20 protein-coding genes are annotated in these 20,961 nt (G+C 47.9%); 15 read left to right on the top strand and 5 right to left on the bottom strand.

The features are described 5' to 3' along the window. The first annotated feature begins 1,061 nt into the window (after positions 1 to 1,061). Positions 1,062 to 1,751, top strand: coding sequence for a hypothetical protein (locus ASG81_RS01835; protein ID WP_056628344.1), 690 nt, complete (start codon positions 1,062 to 1,064; stop codon positions 1,749 to 1,751). Between the two features lie 63 nt (positions 1,752 to 1,814). On the opposite strand, the gene ASG81_RS01840 is transcribed toward ASG81_RS01835, so the two are convergent. The 4 genes from ASG81_RS01840 to ASG81_RS01855 all read right to left on the bottom strand — a co-directional run bounded on the left by ASG81_RS01840 (position 1,815) and on the right by ASG81_RS01855 (position 4,657). Further along, positions 1,815 to 2,033 carry a hypothetical protein gene (locus ASG81_RS01840; RefSeq protein ID WP_155971105.1) on the bottom strand — a complete coding sequence of 73 codons (219 nt, stop codon included), beginning with the start codon at positions 2,031 to 2,033 and terminating at the stop codon, positions 1,815 to 1,817. A gap of 85 nt (positions 2,034 to 2,118) precedes the next feature. Further along, positions 2,119 to 3,399, bottom strand: a complete 1,281-nt coding sequence (locus ASG81_RS01845) for an SLC13 family permease (RefSeq protein WP_056628350.1) — start codon at positions 3,397 to 3,399, stop codon at positions 2,119 to 2,121. A gap of 236 nt (positions 3,400 to 3,635) precedes the next feature. After that, positions 3,636 to 4,097: a CBO0543 family protein gene (locus ASG81_RS01850; RefSeq protein ID WP_081417067.1), complete on the bottom strand. Its 462-nt coding sequence runs from the start codon at positions 4,095 to 4,097 to the stop codon at positions 3,636 to 3,638. Positions 4,098 to 4,300: 203 nt separating this feature from the next. Next, positions 4,301 to 4,657, bottom strand: coding sequence for a DUF4870 domain-containing protein (locus tag ASG81_RS01855; RefSeq protein WP_327205136.1), 357 nt, complete (start codon positions 4,655 to 4,657; stop codon positions 4,301 to 4,303). Positions 4,658 to 4,964: 307 nt separating this feature from the next. On the opposite strand from ASG81_RS01855, the gene ASG81_RS31805 reads away from it, so the two are divergent. The 14 genes from ASG81_RS31805 (at position 4,965) to ASG81_RS01920 (ending at position 20,694) form a co-directional block, all read left to right on the top strand. Continuing rightward, complete coding sequence (locus ASG81_RS31805; protein ID WP_235548697.1) at positions 4,965 to 5,135, top strand: hypothetical protein; 171 nt, start codon at positions 4,965 to 4,967, stop codon at positions 5,133 to 5,135. 120 nt (positions 5,136 to 5,255) lie between these two features. Continuing rightward, a complete protein-coding gene (locus ASG81_RS01860) occupies positions 5,256 to 5,684 on the top strand; it encodes a CBS domain-containing protein (protein ID WP_056628352.1) in 429 nt (142 codons plus the stop codon). 244 nt (positions 5,685 to 5,928) lie between these two features. After that, positions 5,929 to 6,837 (top strand): DUF2232 domain-containing protein, encoded by a 909-nt coding sequence (locus ASG81_RS01865; RefSeq protein WP_442952797.1) that lies wholly within the window; start codon positions 5,929 to 5,931, stop codon positions 6,835 to 6,837. 18 nt (positions 6,838 to 6,855) lie between these two features. Then, entirely contained in the window at positions 6,856 to 8,817 is a 1,962-nt protein-coding gene (locus tag ASG81_RS01870) for a DHH family phosphoesterase (protein WP_056628359.1), read from the top strand. After that, positions 8,814 to 9,257 carry a 50S ribosomal protein L9 gene (gene rplI / locus ASG81_RS01875; RefSeq protein ID WP_056628362.1) on the top strand — a complete coding sequence of 148 codons (444 nt, stop codon included), beginning with the start codon at positions 8,814 to 8,816 and terminating at the stop codon, positions 9,255 to 9,257. The genes ASG81_RS01870 and rplI overlap by 4 nt, the downstream gene beginning before the upstream one ends. A gap of 84 nt (positions 9,258 to 9,341) precedes the next feature. Then, positions 9,342 to 10,703 (top strand): replicative DNA helicase, encoded by a 1,362-nt coding sequence (gene dnaB / locus ASG81_RS01880; protein WP_056628364.1) that lies wholly within the window; start codon positions 9,342 to 9,344, stop codon positions 10,701 to 10,703. A gap of 189 nt (positions 10,704 to 10,892) precedes the next feature. Further along, the gene (locus tag ASG81_RS01885; protein WP_056628367.1) at positions 10,893 to 12,179 is read left to right on the top strand and encodes an adenylosuccinate synthase; all 1,287 of its coding nucleotides are present in this window, start codon (positions 10,893 to 10,895) and stop codon (positions 12,177 to 12,179) included. Positions 12,180 to 12,435: 256 nt separating this feature from the next. Further along, positions 12,436 to 13,104 (top strand): hypothetical protein, encoded by a 669-nt coding sequence (locus tag ASG81_RS01890; RefSeq protein WP_056628370.1) that lies wholly within the window; start codon positions 12,436 to 12,438, stop codon positions 13,102 to 13,104. A 142-nt stretch (positions 13,105 to 13,246) separates the two neighbouring features. Then, complete coding sequence (locus ASG81_RS01895; RefSeq protein WP_056628373.1) at positions 13,247 to 14,821, top strand: M23 family metallopeptidase; 1,575 nt, start codon at positions 13,247 to 13,249, stop codon at positions 14,819 to 14,821. Between the two features lie 191 nt (positions 14,822 to 15,012). After that, positions 15,013 to 15,768, top strand: coding sequence for a response regulator YycF (gene yycF / locus ASG81_RS01900; protein WP_056628375.1), 756 nt, complete (start codon positions 15,013 to 15,015; stop codon positions 15,766 to 15,768). Beyond that, positions 15,765 to 17,612, top strand: coding sequence for a cell wall metabolism sensor histidine kinase WalK (gene walK / locus ASG81_RS01905; RefSeq protein WP_056628378.1), 1,848 nt, complete (start codon positions 15,765 to 15,767; stop codon positions 17,610 to 17,612). Before yycF ends, walK begins: the two co-directional genes overlap by 4 nt. Then, positions 17,612 to 19,063, top strand: a complete 1,452-nt coding sequence (locus ASG81_RS01910; protein ID WP_056628381.1) for a YycH family regulatory protein — start codon at positions 17,612 to 17,614, stop codon at positions 19,061 to 19,063. The genes walK and ASG81_RS01910 overlap by 1 nt, the downstream gene beginning before the upstream one ends. 35 nt (positions 19,064 to 19,098) lie before the next feature. Beyond that, entirely contained in the window at positions 19,099 to 19,854 is a 756-nt protein-coding gene (gene yycI, locus ASG81_RS01915) for a two-component system regulatory protein YycI (RefSeq protein WP_056628384.1), read from the top strand. Between the two features lie 33 nt (positions 19,855 to 19,887). Beyond that, entirely contained in the window at positions 19,888 to 20,694 is an 807-nt protein-coding gene (locus tag ASG81_RS01920) for an MBL fold metallo-hydrolase (protein WP_056628386.1), read from the top strand. Here ASG81_RS01920 and ASG81_RS01925 read toward each other — a convergent pair. Continuing rightward, positions 20,663 to 20,884, bottom strand: coding sequence for a hypothetical protein (locus tag ASG81_RS01925; protein ID WP_056628389.1), 222 nt, complete (start codon positions 20,882 to 20,884; stop codon positions 20,663 to 20,665). The genes ASG81_RS01920 and ASG81_RS01925 overlap by 32 nt on opposite strands. Positions 20,885 to 20,961: the final 77 nt, after the last annotated feature.

Here is a 20,961-nt window from a genome sequence, read left to right on the forward strand (position 1 = left end):
AATGCTGCTACAGCTATCCGTTTTCTTCCCTGATCGTGTTGGGCAGCACCTTCGGTAGGGGGCGGAGCTCCCTTGCCTTGACAACATCAATAATACGTTTACACAAAATTCTTGACAGACCCTGAAAATAAGAGACAAAATGTAGATTTTTTATATAATCTACATTTTGCCTCTTATTGTATGGTAGACACTACAAAATTCAGGTAGATTACAAGAACATATAACCATTCCAGAACCGCGAAAAACACGGTTTTTTTGTTTGTTATATATAGGTGTAAGTTTTCAAATGAAAACAAGACGGTGTCTGTACCATAATGATATTACGCTCAGGCGACGAAGCAGCGATTATCCAAAAGCTACATTAATAGTCGTCCGCACTAACTTATAAATCAGGGTGAAATAAATGATCGTATAAGGTGTATGACACTATTGTGCAGCGACACAACAATGCTTAAATAAAATGAGCGACACAAGTCTGCTTAACTTTACTTTCTTAATCTAAAAACTTTATTTCCCTTAGCTTTATTCAAGTATAGTTGTGTCTCGGCTTAGGCTATATCTGCATTCTATTCTTACTTCATGTAAAGGAACCGTATACGATTCGCCTAAATCGCGTTCACTTGGTTTAAACCTTTAGCAGCAGATGATGATAACCAACTTCATATATTCAAGGTCATGATTTTCCAGCTTTTAGTTCAGATACAGGGTTTTAAACATAACTAGAAGTTATTTCTGATAACAACGGCTCCGATTGGAACTTCCCCAATTTGTCTTCCATACGGCAGGTATAACCAGTCTGTCTTTACAGCAGCGGCAGTAGCCGGCCATTCCCTCATGTACACCGCGAGACTCGCATCCGATTTGAAAAGAAGCAGCACATGCACAATTGTTATCATCGTGACGAAGGCATTATTCAGAAGGGAACAAATCCCTATCTGCAAGATTAACCGCTGGGAACCGTACCATAAATGACAGAGCGGATAGGATGGTTGATTGAATATTACCTTCACTTTTCGCCGAAAATAGAAAATAAAAACTTATTATCAAAAAGGAGGGAATCAATGAGACTCATTCTTATCTTGTTGATCGCGGCGATCTTCTCATCTCCCATACCAACATTAGCTGCCGCTGAGGATTTAACTGGTGCCGCGAAGAGGATTTTACAAAAGTTGGAAGAAGAAAGCGGGGATAAATTCTTAATCAATTGGAATCAAAATACGAACACCCCATCCTTGCTTACAGGCCATTTATCAAAACCGTCAAAGCATTCACCCCAGTGGATTGCTTTTGAGTTCTTGGATAAAACAAAGTCGCTATACGGCTTGAAGAATCCAAAAAACGTTATGCAAGTAACGGAGGTTAGCGAAAGCTCTGACAACACCATACAAGTAAGACTTCAACATTTTTTGTATAATACTCCTGTTTGGAAAGATGAGCTGGTTATTCAAATCAATAAACAGGGAATCATCCGCCGCGTCACGGGCAGTGTGTACCCTGATTTAGAGAAAAAGACGTTTAACCGTCCAAAGCACGCTATCTTCTCTAAAAAGAAAGCCATTCAAATTGCATTATCTTTCGCGGAAGCGGATAATGCGCAACTCGAAGAACCCGAAGTAGACATGTATTATTTACCCTCACGCCCGGGTATTCCTTTGATTTATGTGGTGAATTTGAAAAGCCGGGAATCAGATAAAGAATATCAAAAAATTTTTATCCACGCTCTTACTGGGCGGGTCTTGGAACAACAATAAAAGAAGAGGGAGAGCCGCGAAACCGGTTCTCCCTCTTTACATGTCCAAGCTAATGAAAAACGGCTACTCTACCCATTTTACACTCTGCAATAGGTGCTGCTTCATCAGTTCGAGTATAAAATCATAGTAGTAATCCCTGCGAACAATAACCCGATATTCATGATTGGCATAGATGTAAAACAAAACGTCTGTATACACTTGGTTATCTTCAAATACCCTCTGCACCTTCTTTATCCTGTCAAGGTAAGGCTCTTCCTGAAGAATGTGAATACGAAATTCCATGTCAATTCCATTCTCAATCTCATTAAATTGAATTACATTGTGGTCATATTCGTATTTGAGCATTTTGCCCCAATCCTTTCGAAATTTATATTAAATAACGCAAGTATACATAGATACTTGATAAAACGATTGAGAGCAGCATCAAAGGAAAGCCGTATTTTAAAAATTGGACGAATTTAATCGGATAACCTTCTTTTCCAGCCATGCCTGCTACAATGAGGTTGGCACTCGCTCCAATAAGCGTACCATTGCCCCCCAAGCATGCTCCAAGCGCTAGACTCCACCATAACGGCTCCAGATTGCTGACACCCATATTACCCATTTCTTGAATCATTGGAATCATCGTCGCTACAAACGGAATATTGTCTAAAAAGGCGGATGCAATGGCGCTTAACCACAGTATCAGCATGGAGGTCGCGACCGGCTCCCCTCCAGTCAGTTCGATAGCTTGCGCAGCCAGCTTGGCGATCACATCTGTTTCAATAAGTCCGGATACCAAGACGAACAAACCGACGAAGAAAAATATCGTTGTCCATTCAACCTTGGAGAAAGCCTCTTCCATCATATGCTCTCCGGTAAGCAGCAGCAGGAGAAAGGCGCCAGCCAATGCGACTGTTGCCGATTCCAGATGCAACAGCTGATGTGTAAAGAACCCTAAAATCGTCAATCCCAACACAATCAAGCACTTGCGCAAGAGCATACGATCCGTAATAAGTTGGCTTTCATCCATCTTCATAATGCTTTGTTTCAAATCATCCGTTGTTTGAATTTTTTTGCGGAATAGAAAAATGAAAATAGGCACATAAATGGCCATCACCAAAACCGCTAGCGGTGCTAAATTGATGATAAAATCCATAAAGGATAATTCTTTGACTGCGCTCCCGATCATGATATTCGGCGGGTCGCCAATCAGTGTTGCGGTACCCCCTACGTTAGAAGCAATGATCTGAGTAATAAGAAAAGGTATAGGATTCACACGAAGCTGCCGCGTAATGCTGAAGGTCACGGGTACCATGAGAAGTACGGTGGTGACATTATCCAGAAAAGCTGAACCCACAGCTGTAATGAGTGCTAATGAGATCAGAATTCGAGTAGGCTCTCCCTTAGCTCTCTTGGCTGCGACAATAGCAATGTATTTAAACAGTCCTGTTTCAGCCGTAATGCCTACTATAATCATCATGCCGACAAGAAGCCCAAGCGTATTAAAGTCAATGTGATGCAGTGCAGTCTCCTGGTCTACAATTCCGAGTACAACCATTAATGTCCCGCCGATCATGGCTACGATCGTACGGTGGATTTTCTCTGCAATGATAAACCCATAAATGACGAGAAAGATACCGATTGCTAAAATTGCCTGCTGTTCCATGAAACCCTCCTGAAAGTGAATATTATTTTATGATTCCCTAAAAATGCGGATTATTATGAAGTTATTCCTTTCGGAGGGCAAAAAAAGCAAAGAGAAGCCCACCGATGGCAGGCTCCTCCGATAATCCATTTATGTCATTTGATATAATTATACTTATATCTCTAGCAACTGTAAATGTCCTGGGGTGAACTGCATAAGTCATGCATGATCAAGAGAAGGAGAGCGGCGAACTGTTTTTATAATACACGTAGCCGCTCAAGGAACCTAAAGTATATATATACGCAGCTGAAAGCAAGTAAGTAGGATAGGGAGGTATAGCCGATATTCCAGCCGTTCCCGTACGATACTTTACCGACCAGTATTCCAATATACTCAAGTATCGTCGTACACAGAATGAATAAGAATAAAATGAGCGCTGTTTTTTTTCGATGTAAAAGGATCATCCAAATCATATAGCTTCCAAGTACCGGGTAAAGGCCGATGTTAAGCGGCAGCGCCGATACGTTTTCATCATCAGGTATAAGCGGCGTAAAGTCCCAAAATTTTAATTGAAAGCCGAATGCGTTAATGACAAAAGATAGAACAGCTCCGACCGGAGAGATCAGCAGCAATATTTTAGGGTTTTTTCGGGCCAGATAGAGCGCGAGGAGCCAAGGAATAATGAAACCGAAGAAAACATTTATTAGCATCTCAGGCATCTCAGAATCCTTTCCTATTCATTTTTTTATTAGGGTTCCCGTTGCTGCAAGCAGCATACGCTTTTCAAAATAAAACCAGGATGTTGTACGCAAAAAACGTCCTGGTTCTTTTTGCACGAAAAAAAAGAACGGCAACAGGCCGTCCTTTTTTTTGGGGATATATGAAAGTGAAAATATGAGCCGTTACACTGGTACGTAAAGTTTTAAAACCTATTTGCTTGCTGTTCCGACCAATCGCCGATAACAGGAAGCTTGGACAGCTTGCCTTGCAGCGTAAGCAGCATAAGCCCAATCCACAAAATGAAGCTGACTGGAGCAAGCAGCAAACCGAGGAGCCAGCCGATGAGGGGGATAAAGCCAAACAAAATATTCAGTACGATGAGCGCTACAGATACGACGACCGATTGAACGGCGTGCAGTTTAACGAAGCGGCTTCTTTTCTCCAATATAAGGAATATAATGCCAGTTACAAAACCTCCCAAGTAACAAAGCAAGCCTGCTACTTTAGGGTCTAAGCCGGTCGAAGAGCCGTCCGGCTGCAAGGATGGAGGTTGAATCACAAGTTTCACCCTTTCTATTTAACATATGCTTGCAATGATTGTATTCGTCATCAGATAGCAGTAGACCTTTTTCATTAATAATTAATATATCAAAAATTGGTATGAATAATTTGTAAGAGATTTGTAACCTGTTTCGACAAATGATCGTCTAAACTGTAAAGATATGATTATATTAGAATCGAGAAGCAATTGAAGCAAACTTATAACCCTATCGATGGACGGGAGCCTGTTCTGATTAGTACAATAGATAAGAAGCAGGATCCATTCTCCGTACTGCTTCTTGGTTTTGACCAGCGAGGTAAGGAAATTGCGCTCAGATACGATAATTTATACGGTCGTTCGTCCGAAAGACGGTGATCTTCTGATGGAGAAAGCGAAGCAAATGAATCAATGGTCCAAGATTCCGGAGCTTATAGATATTATGGGTGATAATTTTAGTTTTACAGCCACTCGCTGCTTGGCAATGGACATCGCTTGAAGAGCGGTGGCGCGTGGTACTATTTTGCCGATGAAGAGGATTTGGTGAAGGTGCAGACAATGATAAAGAGAAGCCAATAGGGAATGGAAAGAGCAAATGGAACGGAGTTGTTTGGGAAAAATGAATGTTGCGTTTTTTTTATTGCCGAAGCAGGATGTCATCTGTTTAACCCAGGATGCAACATTAAGACAGACGCTTGAACGAATGGAATACCATCGTTATACGGCAGTGCCTATCATAAATGATGATGGCGGTTATGCAGGCACCGTTACGGAAGGCGATTTGCTATGGTATATCAAAAATCATACTGACCTTACGCTTGAGCAGACCAATAAAGTGAAGCTTGCCGATGTGCCGCTGCGAATGAATAATAAGACGGTGCAAATCGATGCCAATATGGATGATCTGATTTCACTGGCGAAGGTGCAAAATTTCGTGCCCGTTGTCGACGATATGAACCGGTTTATCGGGATCGTACGCAGGAGTGAAATTATCGATTACTGCCAGAAAATCATTACAGAGCAGTATAATGTGCTGCAGGATAAATAACGAACGGAGGCGATGCCGGATCGGGACGTGGTATTATTTTCAAAGTGAGTGGGGCAACATAATAAAAAGTAAAGGCGGAATGGGCTTGTTGTTCCGTCTTTTTGTTTTTTGCAGAAGCCGTGAAGCGGGTGCTGCATCCTTAAGGGAGCCAATGGGAATATGAGTGATAAGTGCAGCTTTTATGCTATAATGAGTTGTAAAAGTTTCGTAAGAAACCAGATTAAATAATCAAGAGGTGAACGGTTTGAAAACCGGCTTGAAACCAGTGCTGTGGAGCTGTACGGCACTTCTTTTATTATTGTCCCTTCTAGTGCCGCTCTTGAACGTCATAACCATGCTGCTGATTATGGTGCCGTATGTCGTACTGTATGCGACCTTGCCGTCAAAGTCGTTTGTGCTGCATCTGCTTCCAGTATGGGTGCTGGCGTTCATTATCGGCGGGCCGGCCACGCTCATTATTGGGTTGTTTTTCTTAATACCTTCTATTGTGATGGGCCATTTGTACATGAAGCAAGCGACCGCCTCGAGGGTTATTCGGACGGTCGGCGTTGTGGTTCTCGCTCAATTGATGCTTGAGCTGCTTATTTTCGAGGTATTCTTGGATATTTCACTCATTAGAGAATTGAGTACATTTGTACGGTCAACGGTCGAGGAAATGATGGCACAGAGCTATCTTCCTGCGGAATGGGACTCGGGGCTAACGGATATGGTTATTCATACCATGATTAACTCAATCCCCGTTACCTTTATTTTGATTGCGTTTGGTCTTACGGTTATTACGCAATTCGTAGCCCGCAGAGCCGTTAAGTGGAGCGGGGGACCGGATGTGCCGAGGTTTACCCGTGCAAGGGAGTGGCGCCTGCCTCGTTTGCTCGTTATTTTGTACTTGATTGCTTATGTCATTGAGCTGTTTTCTTCGACAGCAACGAGCGATTCTTATTTTGCAGTGGCGTTAATGAACTTGGTTCCTCTGCTTAGTTTTGTTTTTGCGTTTCAGGCTGTCGGATTTTTCTACTTCCTTGCCCATCAGCGAGGGTGGAACAAAGCGGTGCCGGTTCTGATTGCGATTCCGGTGCTTTTGATCCCGCCGCTAAGCTTAATTGGCGTGCTGGATACCGCTTTCCCAATCCGCAAGTCGTTTACGAAACCATAGCACAGGAGCGGATCTGAAATGCCGAAGTTTTTGGTTACACGTTGGCACGGAATGCATCAGATATGGTCTTTCGTATTGATGGTGCTCATGTCGGTGGCGCTTGCCTGGTTCGAGTGGCTGCTCGGGCTGCTCGGGCTGCTGCTGACCGGCGGCGTTTTGTTTTATATGGTAATGGCGGAAAGAGCGTTCCGCAAAGACCTTAAATCGTATTTGGGCACGTTATCCTATCGGGTCAAAAAGGTTGGCAACGATGTCATAAGCGAGCTTCCTTTTGGAATTATTTTATATAATGAAGATCGAATAGTAGAGTGGCACAATCCTTATATTGCAGGCGTGGTGGAGCGGGAAACGGTTATCGGAGTGCCGCTTGCGGAGCTTTTTCCGTCTTTGCAGCAGGTGAAAGAACGGGAGGGTACCATCGAAGCGACGGTTGGTTCCCAAGTTTACCAGCTGATCTTCAAGCCGAAGGAACGGATTCTGTACGTCAAAAATATTACCGATCTCTGGCAGCTTGGCCGCAAATACGATGATGAGAAGCTCGTCCTTGGCGTCGTCATGATCGATAACCTTGAGGAAGTGACGCAAGGCTTGGACGATCACCAACGCAGTTCGATGCTGGCGAAGGTCACGACGGAAATTACCGAATGGGCGCAAAAATTTCATATTTATTTGAAGAGACTCACGTCTGACCGCTTTCTGCTGGTGACGGATCAGCGAACGCTGAAGCAGCTTGAGCAGTCCCGCTTTGTTGTGCTCGACGAGGTAAGGGAGATTACCGGCGATCACAAAATTCCGGTCACGCTCAGCATCGGCTTCGCAGCGGGGGCCGAGAACATTATCGAGCTTGGCCAATGGGCGCATACGAGCCTTGATATAGCGCTCGGACGAGGCGGCGACCAGGCATCCGTTAAGGTTGGCAGCCGGCAATCGTTCTACGGAGGCAAGTCGAATGCGGTGGAGAAGCGGACGCGCGTCCGTGCACGTGTTGTCGCTCATGCGCTGAGAGATCTGATACGCGAGAGCCATAATGTTGTTATTATGGGACACAAAATGCCCGACATGGATGCAATCGGGGCAGCTATCGGCGTGATGAAGGCAGCGCAGCTGTTTGGCAAAGAGGCCTATATCGTGCTCGAGGGCGTCAACCCGGCGATCCAGAAAATGATGGAGCTCATCCGGGAAGACGAAAGGCTGTCTAAGCGGTTTGTATCGCCTGAGCAGGCTTTGGCGCTAATAACGCCTCAGACGCTTGCCGTGGTCGTCGACACGCATAAGGTATCCATGGTGAAGGAGCCTAAGCTGCTTTCGCTAACGGATCGTATCGTCGTTGTCGATCATCATCGCCGCAGCGAGGAATTTATCGCGAATGCGATTTTGGTGTATATGGAGCCTTACGCCTCATCGACATGTGAGCTGGTAACCGAGCTGCTGCAATACATCCATGACCGCGTCGTTCTTGATGTAAGGGAATCAACGGCATTGCTTGCCGGCATCACAGTAGATACGAAGAGCTTCTCGCTTCGTACCGGAGCGCGGACGTTTGAGGCTGCATCGTTCCTCCGCCGCAACGGCGCAGATTCGATGATGATTCAGCGGATGCTGAAAGAGGATCTGGAGGAGTACGTGCGCAAAGCGGAAATTATTAAGCATGCCGAGGTGCTCCATGAGCATGTGGCCATTGCAGTAACCGAAAGCGGTCGTAAATATTCGCAGCTGCTTATCGCGCAGTCGGCGGATACGCTGCTGAATATGACGGATATACTCGCTTCCTTCGTTATTGGGGAGCGTTCTGACGGACTTATCGGCATTAGCGCTCGTTCGCTGGGCCATATGAACGTACAGGTAGTGATGGAGCGAATGGGCGGAGGCGGGCATTTGACGAATGCTGCCGCTCAGCTTGAAGGATCAGTAGTGGAAGTAGCGGAACGTCTGAAGCGGGTTTTGGACGAAATTGAAACGGAAGAGGGGTTATTTGAATGAAAGTAATCTTTTTGAAAGATGTTAAAGGACAAGGAAAGAAAGGTCAAGTGAAGGATCTTTCTGAAGGGTACGTACGTAATTTTCTATTGCCGCAAGGGCTGGCGAAGCTGGCATCGGACGGCAACCTGAAGACGCTTGAGGTTCAGAATGCATCTGAGCAGAAGCGCAAGGAGCAGGAAAAGGTGGATGCGCAGGAGCTCGGCAAGAAGCTGGAAGAGTTGACCGTCGTTATTAAGACAAAAGCGGGCGAAGGCGGAAGGCTGTTCGGCGCTATTACGAGCAAGCAAATCGGCGAGGCGCTGGCAGCGCAAGGCATTAAGATCGACAAACGCAAAATCGAGCTTGAAGATCCAATTCGCACTTTAGGTGTCACGCAGGTTGCCGTGAAGCTTCACCCTGAAGTAAAAGCGAAGCTGAGTGTACAGGCGTCTGAAGAATAGAAGACCGTTCTATGCTTACGAAGCAGAATTCTACGAAAACCTTATTATATGCTTAATACGAAAACCATTAAGGAGGGAGGACCCATGAGTACAGAGCTGATGTTTGACCGTGTTCCACCGCAAAACTTAGAAGCTGAACAGGCTGTCATCGGAGCGATATTGCTGCAAGCGGAAGCGCTTATTACAGCGATGGAGCGGGTGCGCAGCGAAGACTTCTATAGCGGCCCTCACAGACAAATTTACGAGGCGATGGTCGAGATCGCCGAGAACAACCAGCCGGTTGACCTCGTGACCTTAACCGCGCATTTGCAGGACCAGCAAGTACTTGAAGAAATAGGCGGCGTCAGTTATTTGGCGAGGCTGGCCAATTCGGTGCCGACAGCGGCAAACGTTGATTACTACGCGCAAATCGTTGAAGAGAAATCGATGCTGCGGCGACTTATCCGAACGGCAACCAACATCGTATCTGATGGTTATGCGAACTCGGAGGATGTTGGCGTCCTGCTCGGCGATGCGGAGAAAAAAATTCTCGAAATTTCGAATCGCCGCTCAGGCAGCGGGTTTATATCCATTCGGGACGTATTGATGGAGGTATTCGAGAAGGTCGAGCAACTGTATGCGGACAAGGGAGGCACGACGGGTATTCCGTCCGGCTTTACGGATCTGGACCGGATGACGGCCGGCTTCCAGCGGAGTGACCTTATCATCGTCGCAGCCCGTCCTTCGGTAGGTAAAACAGCGTTCGCGCTCAATATCGCACAAAATGTCGGCGTTCGCGCCCGCGAGACCGTCGCCATCTTCAGTCTGGAGATGTCAGCGGCGCAGCTGGTACAGCGTATGATCTGCGCTGAAGCTAATGTAGATGCGCAGCGCATGCGGACAGGCCATTTGGAGGGCGACGACTGGGAGAAGCTGACGATGGCGATTGGTTCATTGTCGGAAGCGCAAATCTTCATTGATGACACGCCAGGTATTACAGTGGCCGAGATTCGTGCCAAATGCCGTCGATTGAAAAAGGAAAAAGGTCTCGGCATGATTCTGATCGACTATTTGCAGCTGATTTCCGGCCGCGGCAAAGCAGGCGAGAACCGGCAGCAAGAGGTATCCGAAATTTCGCGGACTTTGAAGCAAATCGCGCGTGAGCTCGAGGTTCCGGTAATTGCGCTCTCGCAGCTCAGCCGGGGTGTTGAGCAGCGGCAGGACAAGCGGCCGATGATGTCCGACCTTAGGGAATCAGGCTCGATCGAGCAAGATGCCGATATCGTCTCGTTCTTGTACCGTGACGATTACTACGATAAAGAATCAGAGAAGAAAGATATTATCGAGATCATTATCGCCAAGCAGCGTAACGGACCGGTAGGTACGGTAGAGCTGGTCTTTCTGAAAAAATATAATAAATTCGTTAGTATCGACCGCACTCATCAGGATCCAATGCAGGCATCATGAATTCCCGAACAATTGCATGGGGAGCTATGCAATTGTTCGTTTTTAGTTTGACTTCTCAGGGATGGACTGATACACTATTAATGCTGTCTTTTGACTTGCATCACGAAGCCTCTAAATGAAGGTAATATCGTGCCGCAGCATCCAGACGGTAATTTTCGGTGCTTATAAACACCGGACGGGGGTATAATTATGTCTACGGTAGTTGTTGTTGGTACACAGTGGGGAGACGAAGGTAAAGGCAAAATCACTGATTACTTGGCAGAGGGAGCCGACGTCGTCGCTCGTTACCAAGGAGGAAACAATGCCGGACACACGATCCTTATTGATAACAAAAAATACAAATTAACGATGATTCCATCGGGTATTTTCAATCATAATAAAACCTGCGTCATCGGCAACGGAATGGTTATTAATCCGGAAGCGCTGATCGAGGAAATTAACTATATTCATGATAACGGCTTCTCGACTGCTAATTTGAAAATTAGCGATCGCGCGCACGTCATTATGCCGTACCACCTTGTGCTTGACGGTCTTGAGGAAGATCGTAAAGGCGATAACAAAATCGGTACAACACGTAAAGGGATCGGCCCTTGCTACATGGATAAAGCGGCACGTAACGGTATCCGCATCGCCGATTTGATGGATGCAGAGGGATTCGAAGCAAGAGTCCGCAGCATTATCGTCGAGAAAAACCAACTGATTGAGCAAGTATACGGCGGAGAGCATCTTGATGCTGACCAAATCGTCCGAGATTATCTTGGCTATGCAGAAACACTTCGTCCGTACGTAACCGATACGTCTGTTGTATTGAACGATGCAATCGATGCGGGTCAGAAGGTATTGTTCGAAGGCGCTCAAGGCGTTATGCTGGATATCGACCAAGGAACTTACCCGTATGTTACGTCCTCCAACCCGTCGGCTGGCGGCGTATGTATCGGTTCGGGCGTTGGTCCTTCAAAAATCAAACAGGTTATCGGCGTTGCTAAAGCGTACACGACCCGCGTAGGCGATGGTCCGTTCCCAACAGAGCAAGATAACGAAATCGGCCAATTGATTCGTGATAAAGGCCATGAATACGGAACGGTAACAGGCCGTCCGCGCCGCGTCGGCTGGTTCGATACGGTTGTAGTACGTCATGCGCGCCGCGTTAGCGGAATTACTGGTCTTTCCCTTAACTCGCTAGACGTTCTGACAGGCCTTGAAACGGTGAAGATTTGCACAGGCTACAAATTGCGCGGCGAGGTTATCGAAATTTACCCGGCAAGCTTGAAATTGGTATCCGAGTGCGAAGCGATCTACGAGGAGCTTCCAGGCTGGTCGGAGGACATCTCCGGCGCAAAAACGCTTGAGGATCTTCCAGTAAACACGCTTAATTACTTAAACCGCGTATCTGAGCTTACAGGCATTCCGATCGCGATTTTCTCGGTAGGCCGCAACCGCGAGCAAACGAATCCGGTTCGTCCTATCTACGAGTAAAATATTTCTTTAAGAAGGGTGGCCCCAGGCCATCCTTTTTTTGCGTTAAATCCGGTTCAAATATCTGATCTCGACCTAAATCTCTAACAAGCAGCTTGCGCATAGTAATCCTAAAACATGCGGAAATTGGGAATATAATGAAAATAAGAGAATGTCCGTCCCTAATGTTGACCATAATGATAGGTAACAGACGATGGATACCGCAGCTAATAGATAGAGTAATCTTTTAGCTGCTGTGCGAAGGGATGGTGCGATCATGTTAAAAAAGATCGGGTGGCTGGCAAAGCTGGTTGCGGCAGGGCTGATTTTAAGCTTTTTATCGATATGGACGACAGGGTATATTGTAACTAGCTATGTTGAGACTATATTAAAACAGTTCAATTTGCCGATTGAAGTACCGCCGATGGCGATGTCCGGCGTGTGGGGGAAGCTCTGGGGAGCAGATCCGCCGGTAACGACGGATACGGCAGGGAAAGAAGACACGGGCGGCTCTAGCGGGGAAGCGCCGGAGACCCCTGAGGGCGAGAATGGACAGGGAGAGCCTCCAGAATCGGTAGATGCCTTTAGTCAAGAAACCGATCCTCCGCTTACGGATATTGGAATTGGCGGCGGCACGCAGGCGAGCGGCGGCGCTGTGCAGGAAGGCGGAGAGGTGCAGGAGGGAACGGCCGGCGCGGATAATACCGAAACGGCGATGACGACAGAGGATTTGACTGAAGTAAAGGAGCAAATGAGTGACAAGGACAAGGATGAGCTGTTCGGTCTCTTAATGACCAAATTGCCCCAAGAATCATGGCAAACCATCTCTCAATATGTTGAAAACGGTCTGACGGAGCAAGAGCTGACAGCGATTCAACAAATCATGGCACAGCATCTCGACAAGACCGAATACGGGCAAATGATGAATATTCTGAAAAAATATTAATATAGTGAATGTAGTGTAAAGGTTGCCCCAATTGTTGGGCATATGTTAAAGTATTAGGCGAGTGATCCGACAGGATCATTCGTCTTTTTTCTACGTCGGAAGTAGGGAAAAATAATAGAATAAGCGCGAAAAGGAGACAATCATGACCGATTTCAGGGAAAAAGGTCGGATAAAGAAGGTATGGAATCAAGCGATTCAAAACTTTCGACATAGCCGATCGCAACACTTGAATGGCAAGACACAGCAACAATTCGCAAGTGAAAAGGCAAACACGCCATTTTGGCGGAAGAAGCCGGTTCAGCTAGCGGGCGGGGCGCTCGTACTCCTCACTGTAGCCGGATTTAGCGGAATCCAATATGTCCAAGCAAACACAGTCGAATTTTATAACGTATATATGAATGGAACAGCTGTTGGTACCGTAAGTAATCCAAATGATGTAGAGCAGCTTGTTCTGTTAAAGACAGAAGAAGTTCAACAAGCTAACCCGGGTATTAATATGGTGCTTGATACGGGAACGATTACATACGAAGCCGATACAGCTTTCAAAGGAACGCTTGAAACGGATGTTACTTTGGATAAGCTTGAAGGAATGTTTGTCTCTCATGCGGTTGGCGTCGAAGTGAAGGTTGACGGTAAAGTAATCGGCATCGTGAAAGACCAGAAGACGGCAGACGACATTTTATTGCGCGTACAAAGCAAGTTTGCGCCTAAGCTTGCAGCTGCAAAGAAGGATTCAAAGGAAGTAAAATCGCTTTCATTCGATGCAAGCGAGGCGGCTGCGCCGGAGCTTAAGCCTGAGGCGGCAACCAAGGTGCCCGGGCGTGAGGTGACGGAGGTGGCGTTCATCGAGGCCGTCATAACGGAGAATATTGATACCGATCCGCAGAAGATTATGGAAGCGGAAGCCATTTACAAGATGCTTGTTCAAGGCAGCATTCAACCGACGAAATATACGGTACATGAAGGCGATTGCGTAGGCTGTATCGCACAGAAATTTGATATTTCTCCTCAAGTTATCTATGAGAACAACAGATGGATTGAAGACGATAAGCTAACAATTGGTGATGTGCTTGATTTAACAGTGCTCCAACCGGAGTTGACGGTGAAGACGGTTGAGAACTTGGTTGAGGTCGAATCGATCGAGCCGCCAGTTGAAGTGAAGAAAAATGCAGACATGCGTGTCGGCGAGTCGAAGACGATCTCGGAAGGAACGGCAGGCTCTAAGCGTTTGACGTATCGGATTGTGAAGAAGAACGGTTACGTTGTTTCCGAGGAGCTCCTTACGAAGGAAGTCATTAAGGAAGCTGCTCCAAAAATCGTTGTGCGAGGCACCAAGGTTGTTTTGGGTGAAGGATCAGGCAACTTTGCAATGCCGGTTTCCGGAAGCACATTGACCAGCAAATTCGGCCCGCGCTGGGGCAGGATGCATACAGGCATTGACATGACAGGCAATAAAAGCATTCTTTCCTCAGATGCCGGCGTTGTTGAGTTTGTAGGCAACAGGAACGGAACGGGCAAAACCATTATTATTAATCATAAAAATGGATACAAAACGTTATACGGTCATCTGAACTCCTATAATGTAAGCGAGGGAGACATTGTGGAAAAAGGTGATAGAATAGGTATTATGGGCAACACTGGTCATTCGACAGGCGTTCATTTACATTTTGAAATACTTAAAAACGGCGTCGCTCAAAACCCGTTAAAGTACTTATAACTTATACCCAAATTAGTTCAAGGAGAACCACTCTCGCAATCGGCGGAGCGGTCCTCCTTTTTTATTTGCCGCATAGCTGAACGTTACAGGAAAATCCTTGCTAACATGAGTGAAGTTTCATTGTGAAGTCAGGGATAACGTGTGTTAAAATAGAAGTTATTACAAAGGACAAGCGACGGGCGGGTGTAGCGATGCACGGAAAAATATTAGTGGTCGATGACGAACAGCCGATAGCGGATATTATAAAGTTTAACTTGGAGAAGGAAGGGCATCAGGTTATATGCGCCTTTGATGGCGGCGAAGCGGTACGGCTGGCTTTCGAGGAGCAGCCGGATCTCATTTTGCTGGATTTGATGCTGCCCGTAAAAGATGGTATGGACGTATGCCGCGAGGTACGAACCAGGCTGCAAATGCCGATCATCATGCTTACAGCCAAGGATACCGAAATCGATAAGGTGCTTGGGCTGGAGCTTGGCGCCGATGATTATGTGACGAAGCCGTTCAGCACGCGGGAGCTGCTGGCGCGGGTGAAGGCGCATTTGCGGAGGCAGCAGAAGCCCGCAGAAGCAAGCGGCGGCGACAATGCCGGCGCTGCAGACGGATCGGCCGGACAGGAGCAGCAGGGATTCAAGCTGTTTAACTTATTTATTGATACGGATATGTACGTGGTATACAAGGATGGCGAACCGCTTGATCTGACGCATCGCGAATATGAGCTCGTCTATTATATGGCCCGCAACAGCGGCAAGGTGATGACGCGCGAGCATTTGCTGCAGGCGGTGTGGGGATTCGAATATTTCGGGGACGTGCGGACGGTCGACGTGACGATTCGCAGGCTTCGTGAGAAAATCGAGGATGATCCAAGCCGTCCCGAGTACATTATGACCCGGCGGGGACTCGGCTACATGATGCGCAACTCCAAGTCTGGGGGCTTCGGCCTAGGATGAAGGGCAAAAGCTTCTTTCGCACGATCCAGGTCAAGCTCGTCATTATTTATTTGCTGCTCATATTGGTGGCGATGCAGCTAATCGGCGTTTATTTTATAAGCACCGTCAAAAACTCGTTAATCGATAGCTTCACGAACAATTTGAAGGAGCAAGCCGATATTTTGTCCAAGTTTGCCGCTCCCAGCTTGGCAGCTAAGCCCGATACCGAGGGAGATTCCGCGGAGAGCACGACGGAGGACCTCAGTCTGGTCGTTCGCAACCTGTTCAGTATTAGCGGTGCCGAGGTGCAGGTGCTGGACTCGAACGGCAAGGTGGTAGCGACCTCTGTTCAGGGCAATCAGTCGTATATCGGCAAGAAGAACAAATCGCTTGCGGTAAGTAGGGCGCTTCAGAACATTACCGATAATGAACAAGAAATTATAGATGAAGACAATACGCGCAAAAAAATGATTGCGCAGCCGGTGACGATTAACGACAACAAGGTTGTTGGCGTCGTGTATGTCGTAGCTTCTATGAACGAGTTGTATGAGACGGTGAACCGGGTCAATCAGATCTTTTTCTCGGGGACATTAATCGCTCTGGGACTTACCGGAGTGCTCGGCATATTGCTAGCCCATACGATCACTAATCCGATACAGGGACTGACGAAGCAAGCAGAAGCAGTCGCGCAAGGAAAGTTTGATCTTCAGGTGCCGGTGCTTGGCGATGATGAGATTGGCAGCTTGAGCATGGCGTTCAACGATATGACGATCCGGCTCAAGGAAGCGTTATCGGTTAATGAGGAAGAGAATGAGAAGCTTGCCTCGATTCTCTCTAATATGAGCGACGGCGTAGTTGCGGCAGACGAGAACGGAAAGGTAATCGTATGGAACAGAAGGGCGCTTGAGCTGCTTGACGTACGCACCTGCGAAGGTTTCGTCTTGTCCGAGCTTTTCGATTTATCGGAGCAGCGTTTGGACGAACTGCAGCAAGGACGGGGACAGACCCTGCTCATTGAGCGCAATTTCGATGAGAACGAGATTAGCGATAGCAACGAAGGTCTCTTGCGGGCAACCTTTACGCCGATTCATCGCCGCGACAAGGGGATTACCGGCACGATTGCGGTGCTGCAGGATGTAACGGAACAGGAGAAGCTGGAGCAATCGCGTCGTCAGTTTGTCGCGAATGTTTCGCATGAGCTTCGGACGCCGCTTACGACAATTAAGAGTTATGCTGAAGCGCTTAATGACGGCGCGCTCGAAGAGCGGGAGCTGTCGGAGCGGTTTGTTGGCGTCATTCGAAATGAAACCGAGCGGATGATTAGGCTCGTTACCGATCTGCTGCATTTGTCGCGTCTGGATTCGAATCAAGCGCCGCTGCGGCGGCGGCAGACCAACGTGCACGACATGCTGGACGAGGTAGCCGACCGGTTTTCGTTCCAGCTTAGACAGAAGTCGATCAAGGCGTCGGTTTGGGTTGAGCACGGGCTTCAATCCGCTTGGCTCGACCGCGATCAAATCGATCAAGTGCTTGATAATTTATTCTCCAATGCAATCAAATATACGCTGGACGGCGGAAAGATTGAACTAACGGCGAGGAAGCCGGCCGATTCGGCATTGCTGGCGATCAGCGTAAAGGATACCGGAATCGGTATTCCGAAGAAGGATCTTAACCGTATTTTTGACCGCTTCTATCGGGTGGATAAGGCCCGCTCGCGCAATATGGGGGGCACGGGACTCGGGCTTTCGATTGCCCGGGAAATTGTAAAGGCGCATGGCGGCACGATTTCACTGCATTCGGAGCTCAATGAGGGAACGACTGTTACATTCACCCTCCCATTGCTGGAAGAGGGAGGTGAGTCGTGATGAAGGAAAAAATTAAAACGACTGCGCTTATCGTACTTGTGGCGCTCAGCCTTCTGCAAAGCTATTTGCTTGCCTACAGCATGCCGGGCCTTGGCGCAACGGTAAGAAGCGATCAGGATTATGTCAATGCAGAGCCGATGGGGCCTGCGACAAGCGTGGAGAGCGTTATTTTTCCGGAGGAGCTCATCATTCATATGGGCGGCAACAAGCATACCATTATTTATCCGGGCACGCAGTTCTATGAAATGATTCTGAATCAGCGCATTCAGGGCAGAGAGTTCAAAGGCTTCCAGCGGAGCCCGGCAGGCGTGCTGAATTGGGAGGAGATCCGGGAGAACGACATCGGGATCGAGCTGCGTTTCGAGAACGGCATTCCGGTGGAGCTGCTGCAAAAGCTGCTTAAGCTGGAAGGCGATCTGCTGTTTCTGAATGAGACGATAGATCGGATTTGGATATTTAAGACGTCGGGTACGGAGGAGATCCGAACCTTCTTCTTTAGTGCGGATGGCCAAATGGCGTATGAGTCGGTACGCGCGGATCTAACGGTTCGCGACGTGCAGGATTATGTAGGCTTCGGCCAATACCAGCCTGTATATACGATGACGGATGACGGTCTGTATATTCCGGCTGCACCGCTTCAGTCGACGGAAATGGTGTACTCCTATGAGACCTATTTGCCTGATTTGATGCAGCGGAGCTTGTTCTTCGATCCGAGCACGACAAGGGCATTTGAGGATCGAAGCGGCTCGCAAATTTTTACCGATGGCAAGCGGGGCTTGCAAGTGGAGCAAAACGGCAAGTGGATTAGCTATACCGATCCGAGCGCGCCGCAAATTACGGAAAACCTGCTTAGCGATAACGTGTACGCCTCGGTAGACTTTGTGAATCAGCATGGGGGCTGGGACGGCGTGCACCGGTTTGTGAACGATTTGCCGGGAGGCGAGGGCAAGTATTTAAGGTTTAAACAATACGTGGGTCAGTATCCCGTCATTGAGACGCCGCCGTTCCGGTACGGATATATGAAGCTGACGCTTCAGCAAGGTGTCGTAACCGAATATTCAAGATCGCTTATTACGTTAGGTCCAAAATCGGAATCACGTCGTGTAAGGTGGTTAACCGGCGGCGAGACGCTGCAGAAAAGTCTCAAAAAATATGCAAGACGCAGCGAAGTAAAGGCTTTGTTCCCGGCGCTGCAAGCAGTGCCGGTAGATGACAAGCTGCTGCGGTTCAATCCGGTATGGGCTGTCCGCCTGATGGATGGTACGGAAGAAATGCTGGCAGAAGCTTATCCTAGCGGATACGAGCCTCCCGAGCAGCAGACGAATGCTGAGGAGCAAGGAGCGGTTGAAGGCAATGTAACTGGGCCTTCTGCAACGGCAGCAGGCGGGGCAGGAGCAGCCAGCTTGGCTGCTGGCGGCTCGAATCAGCTGCCTATAGGCAATGTCTTGTAATATGCGATAGTATGGACGGTTGGAGGTGATGGCGAGTGGATTGGGGACGTGCGAAAAACGTACTTATTATTTCGTTTTTGCTGCTTAATATTTTGCTTGGGTATCAGCTATGGCTGGATATTAGGGAACAGCTGAATATTAACGTGAATACGGCAGAGCTGCCTCAGGATAAGGTGCTGCTCATGCAGCAGAAGCGTATTTCGTTAGAAGCCAATCTGCCGCTTGAAACGCCGGACCTAGGAGACTTGCAGTATTTGCTTCACTCCGACAGCCGTAAAAATGCGGAGCCTGTCACACTCGATAAACCGGTGGACAGTACCATCATCTATTCAAAAGCGCAATTAGTAAAGACGCTCGGGAGCCGAATACCCGAGCTTGATCAATATGAATTCGATTTGCTGAACAGCAGCGTGGACAAGTTCGTCTTATATCGTGTGGTAGAAGGACGCCCCATGTTCGATGTGAAGCTGACGCTGTATATTAGCAATCAAAAAATAACTTCCTTTCTGCAGGACCGGGTAGAACTGCTCGGGTCTGGCGAAGCGAAGCAGGTGCTGCCGGCTGCGAAGGCAGTGGCGAGCTTGATTGAGACCTATTTGCCGGATGGAGCCGTCATCTCCGATATTCAGCTTGGCTTCAAAGGTCAAATTTTCGATTCGGAGAAGCAAGTGTCGGCGCCGTCATGGCGTGTTATGCTGGAAAACGGCCAGCTGTTTTATGTGCATGCGATAAGCGGCGAGGTTGCAACGGATGAAAAGCAAGGGGAAGCGGCAGCGAACGGTTTACGTTAACGGGAGCGGGAGAAGGGACAGGAAAGAGCGATTATGGGACTGCGATTTACAGTATTGGGAAGCGGCTCGACCGGCAATGCGACGATCGTGCAGGGAAACGAGAAGACAGTGATTGTCGACGCGGGAATGAGCGCAAAGAAGCTGGATGAGCTAATGCGTGAGCGGGGAGTGTCGGGCCATCAATTGGATGCGCTGTTCGTCACGCATGAGCATTCCGATCATATTAAAGGCTTGGGCGCTTTCGCCCGCAAGTATGATTTGACTATTTATGCGAATGAGGCAACATGGGGCGCAATGGAAAGACATGTCGGCACGATTGCCGCAGAGAAGCGAGTGTTTATGGAAACAGGTGAAGAGGTCGCCTTCGGGTCATTGGTCGTACAATCGTACCCGATCTCGCACGATGCGGCGGAGCCGGTGGGATACTGCTTCGTAGAGAATGGCGAGAAGCTGAGTCTGGCCACAGATCTTGGGTATGTAAGCGAGAAGGTCAAGCGTCAAATCATTGATTCGGATGTGCTCGTGCTGGAAGCCAATCACGATACCGAGATGCTGCGCATGGGTCGATACCCGTGGAATACGAAGCGTCGTATCCTAAGCGATGTCGGCCATTTATCGAATGTGGCAGCGGGCGAAGCATTGATAGAGCTTATGACGGACCGAACGAAACGTGTCTATTTGGCTCATTTGAGCCTTGATCATAATCTTATGGATTTAGCGATGCTGACCGTAAACAGTATATTAGAGGATCACGGACTATTTTATAAGAAAGAGGAGCACCCGCTGCGTGCAACGTACCACGATAAGCCTACGCCATGGGATGAAGTGAAGCGGAAATAAGCGATTCCAGCTGGGCATCGAGCGCAACGGCTTTGGCGCTTAGCTCTTCTCTCGTTATGATGCCTTTATCTATTAAAATTTCTAACATGGCGCTTAAGGTAAGAACGGTACGGTAGTGGTCATCCTTCAAATCTGCCAGCTTAGCGGCAAGCTGTACATGCTCCCAAGCGGCGGACGTTTTGGCTTTCATAGCAGCATCTCTCCTTTGGCGGGACGGCTCATGAAAATAAATACTAATATTTCGTGTGCGCATCGACCGAATCTATT

The sequence above is a fragment of the Paenibacillus sp. Soil522 genome, assembly GCF_001428245.1.
Taxonomy (GTDB): domain Bacteria; phylum Bacillota; class Bacilli; order Paenibacillales; family Paenibacillaceae; genus Pristimantibacillus.

Excerpts from the sequence above, each read along its gene's own strand:
- ASG81_RS01885 (WP_056628367.1), top strand. The coding sequence starts at position 10,893 with ATGTCTACGGTAGTTGTTGTTGGTACACAGTGGGGAGACGAAGGTAAA.
- ASG81_RS01850 (WP_081417067.1), bottom strand. The coding sequence starts at position 4,097 with ATGCCTGAGATGCTAATAAATGTTTTCTTCGGTTTCATTATTCCTTGG.
- rplI (WP_056628362.1), top strand. The coding sequence starts at position 8,814 with ATGAAAGTAATCTTTTTGAAAGATGTTAAAGGACAAGGAAAGAAAGGT.
- dnaB (WP_056628364.1), top strand. The coding sequence starts at position 9,342 with ATGAGTACAGAGCTGATGTTTGACCGTGTTCCACCGCAAAACTTAGAA.
- ASG81_RS01870 (WP_056628359.1), top strand. The coding sequence starts at position 6,856 with ATGCCGAAGTTTTTGGTTACACGTTGGCACGGAATGCATCAGATATGG.
- ASG81_RS01840 (WP_155971105.1), bottom strand. The coding sequence starts at position 2,033 with ATGGAATTTCGTATTCACATTCTTCAGGAAGAGCCTTACCTTGACAGG.
- walK (WP_056628378.1), top strand. The coding sequence starts at position 15,765 with ATGAAGGGCAAAAGCTTCTTTCGCACGATCCAGGTCAAGCTCGTCATT.
- ASG81_RS01890 (WP_056628370.1), top strand. The coding sequence starts at position 12,436 with ATGTTAAAAAAGATCGGGTGGCTGGCAAAGCTGGTTGCGGCAGGGCTG.
- ASG81_RS01860 (WP_056628352.1), top strand. The coding sequence starts at position 5,256 with ATGAATGTTGCGTTTTTTTTATTGCCGAAGCAGGATGTCATCTGTTTA.
- ASG81_RS01910 (WP_056628381.1), top strand. The coding sequence starts at position 17,612 with ATGAAGGAAAAAATTAAAACGACTGCGCTTATCGTACTTGTGGCGCTC.
- yycF (WP_056628375.1), top strand. The coding sequence starts at position 15,013 with ATGCACGGAAAAATATTAGTGGTCGATGACGAACAGCCGATAGCGGAT.
- ASG81_RS01895 (WP_056628373.1), top strand. The coding sequence starts at position 13,247 with ATGACCGATTTCAGGGAAAAAGGTCGGATAAAGAAGGTATGGAATCAA.
- ASG81_RS01925 (WP_056628389.1), bottom strand. The coding sequence starts at position 20,884 with ATGAAAGCCAAAACGTCCGCCGCTTGGGAGCATGTACAGCTTGCCGCT.
- ASG81_RS01845 (WP_056628350.1), bottom strand. The coding sequence starts at position 3,399 with ATGGAACAGCAGGCAATTTTAGCAATCGGTATCTTTCTCGTCATTTAT.
- ASG81_RS01920 (WP_056628386.1), top strand. The coding sequence starts at position 19,888 with ATGGGACTGCGATTTACAGTATTGGGAAGCGGCTCGACCGGCAATGCG.
- ASG81_RS01835 (WP_056628344.1), top strand. The coding sequence starts at position 1,062 with ATGAGACTCATTCTTATCTTGTTGATCGCGGCGATCTTCTCATCTCCC.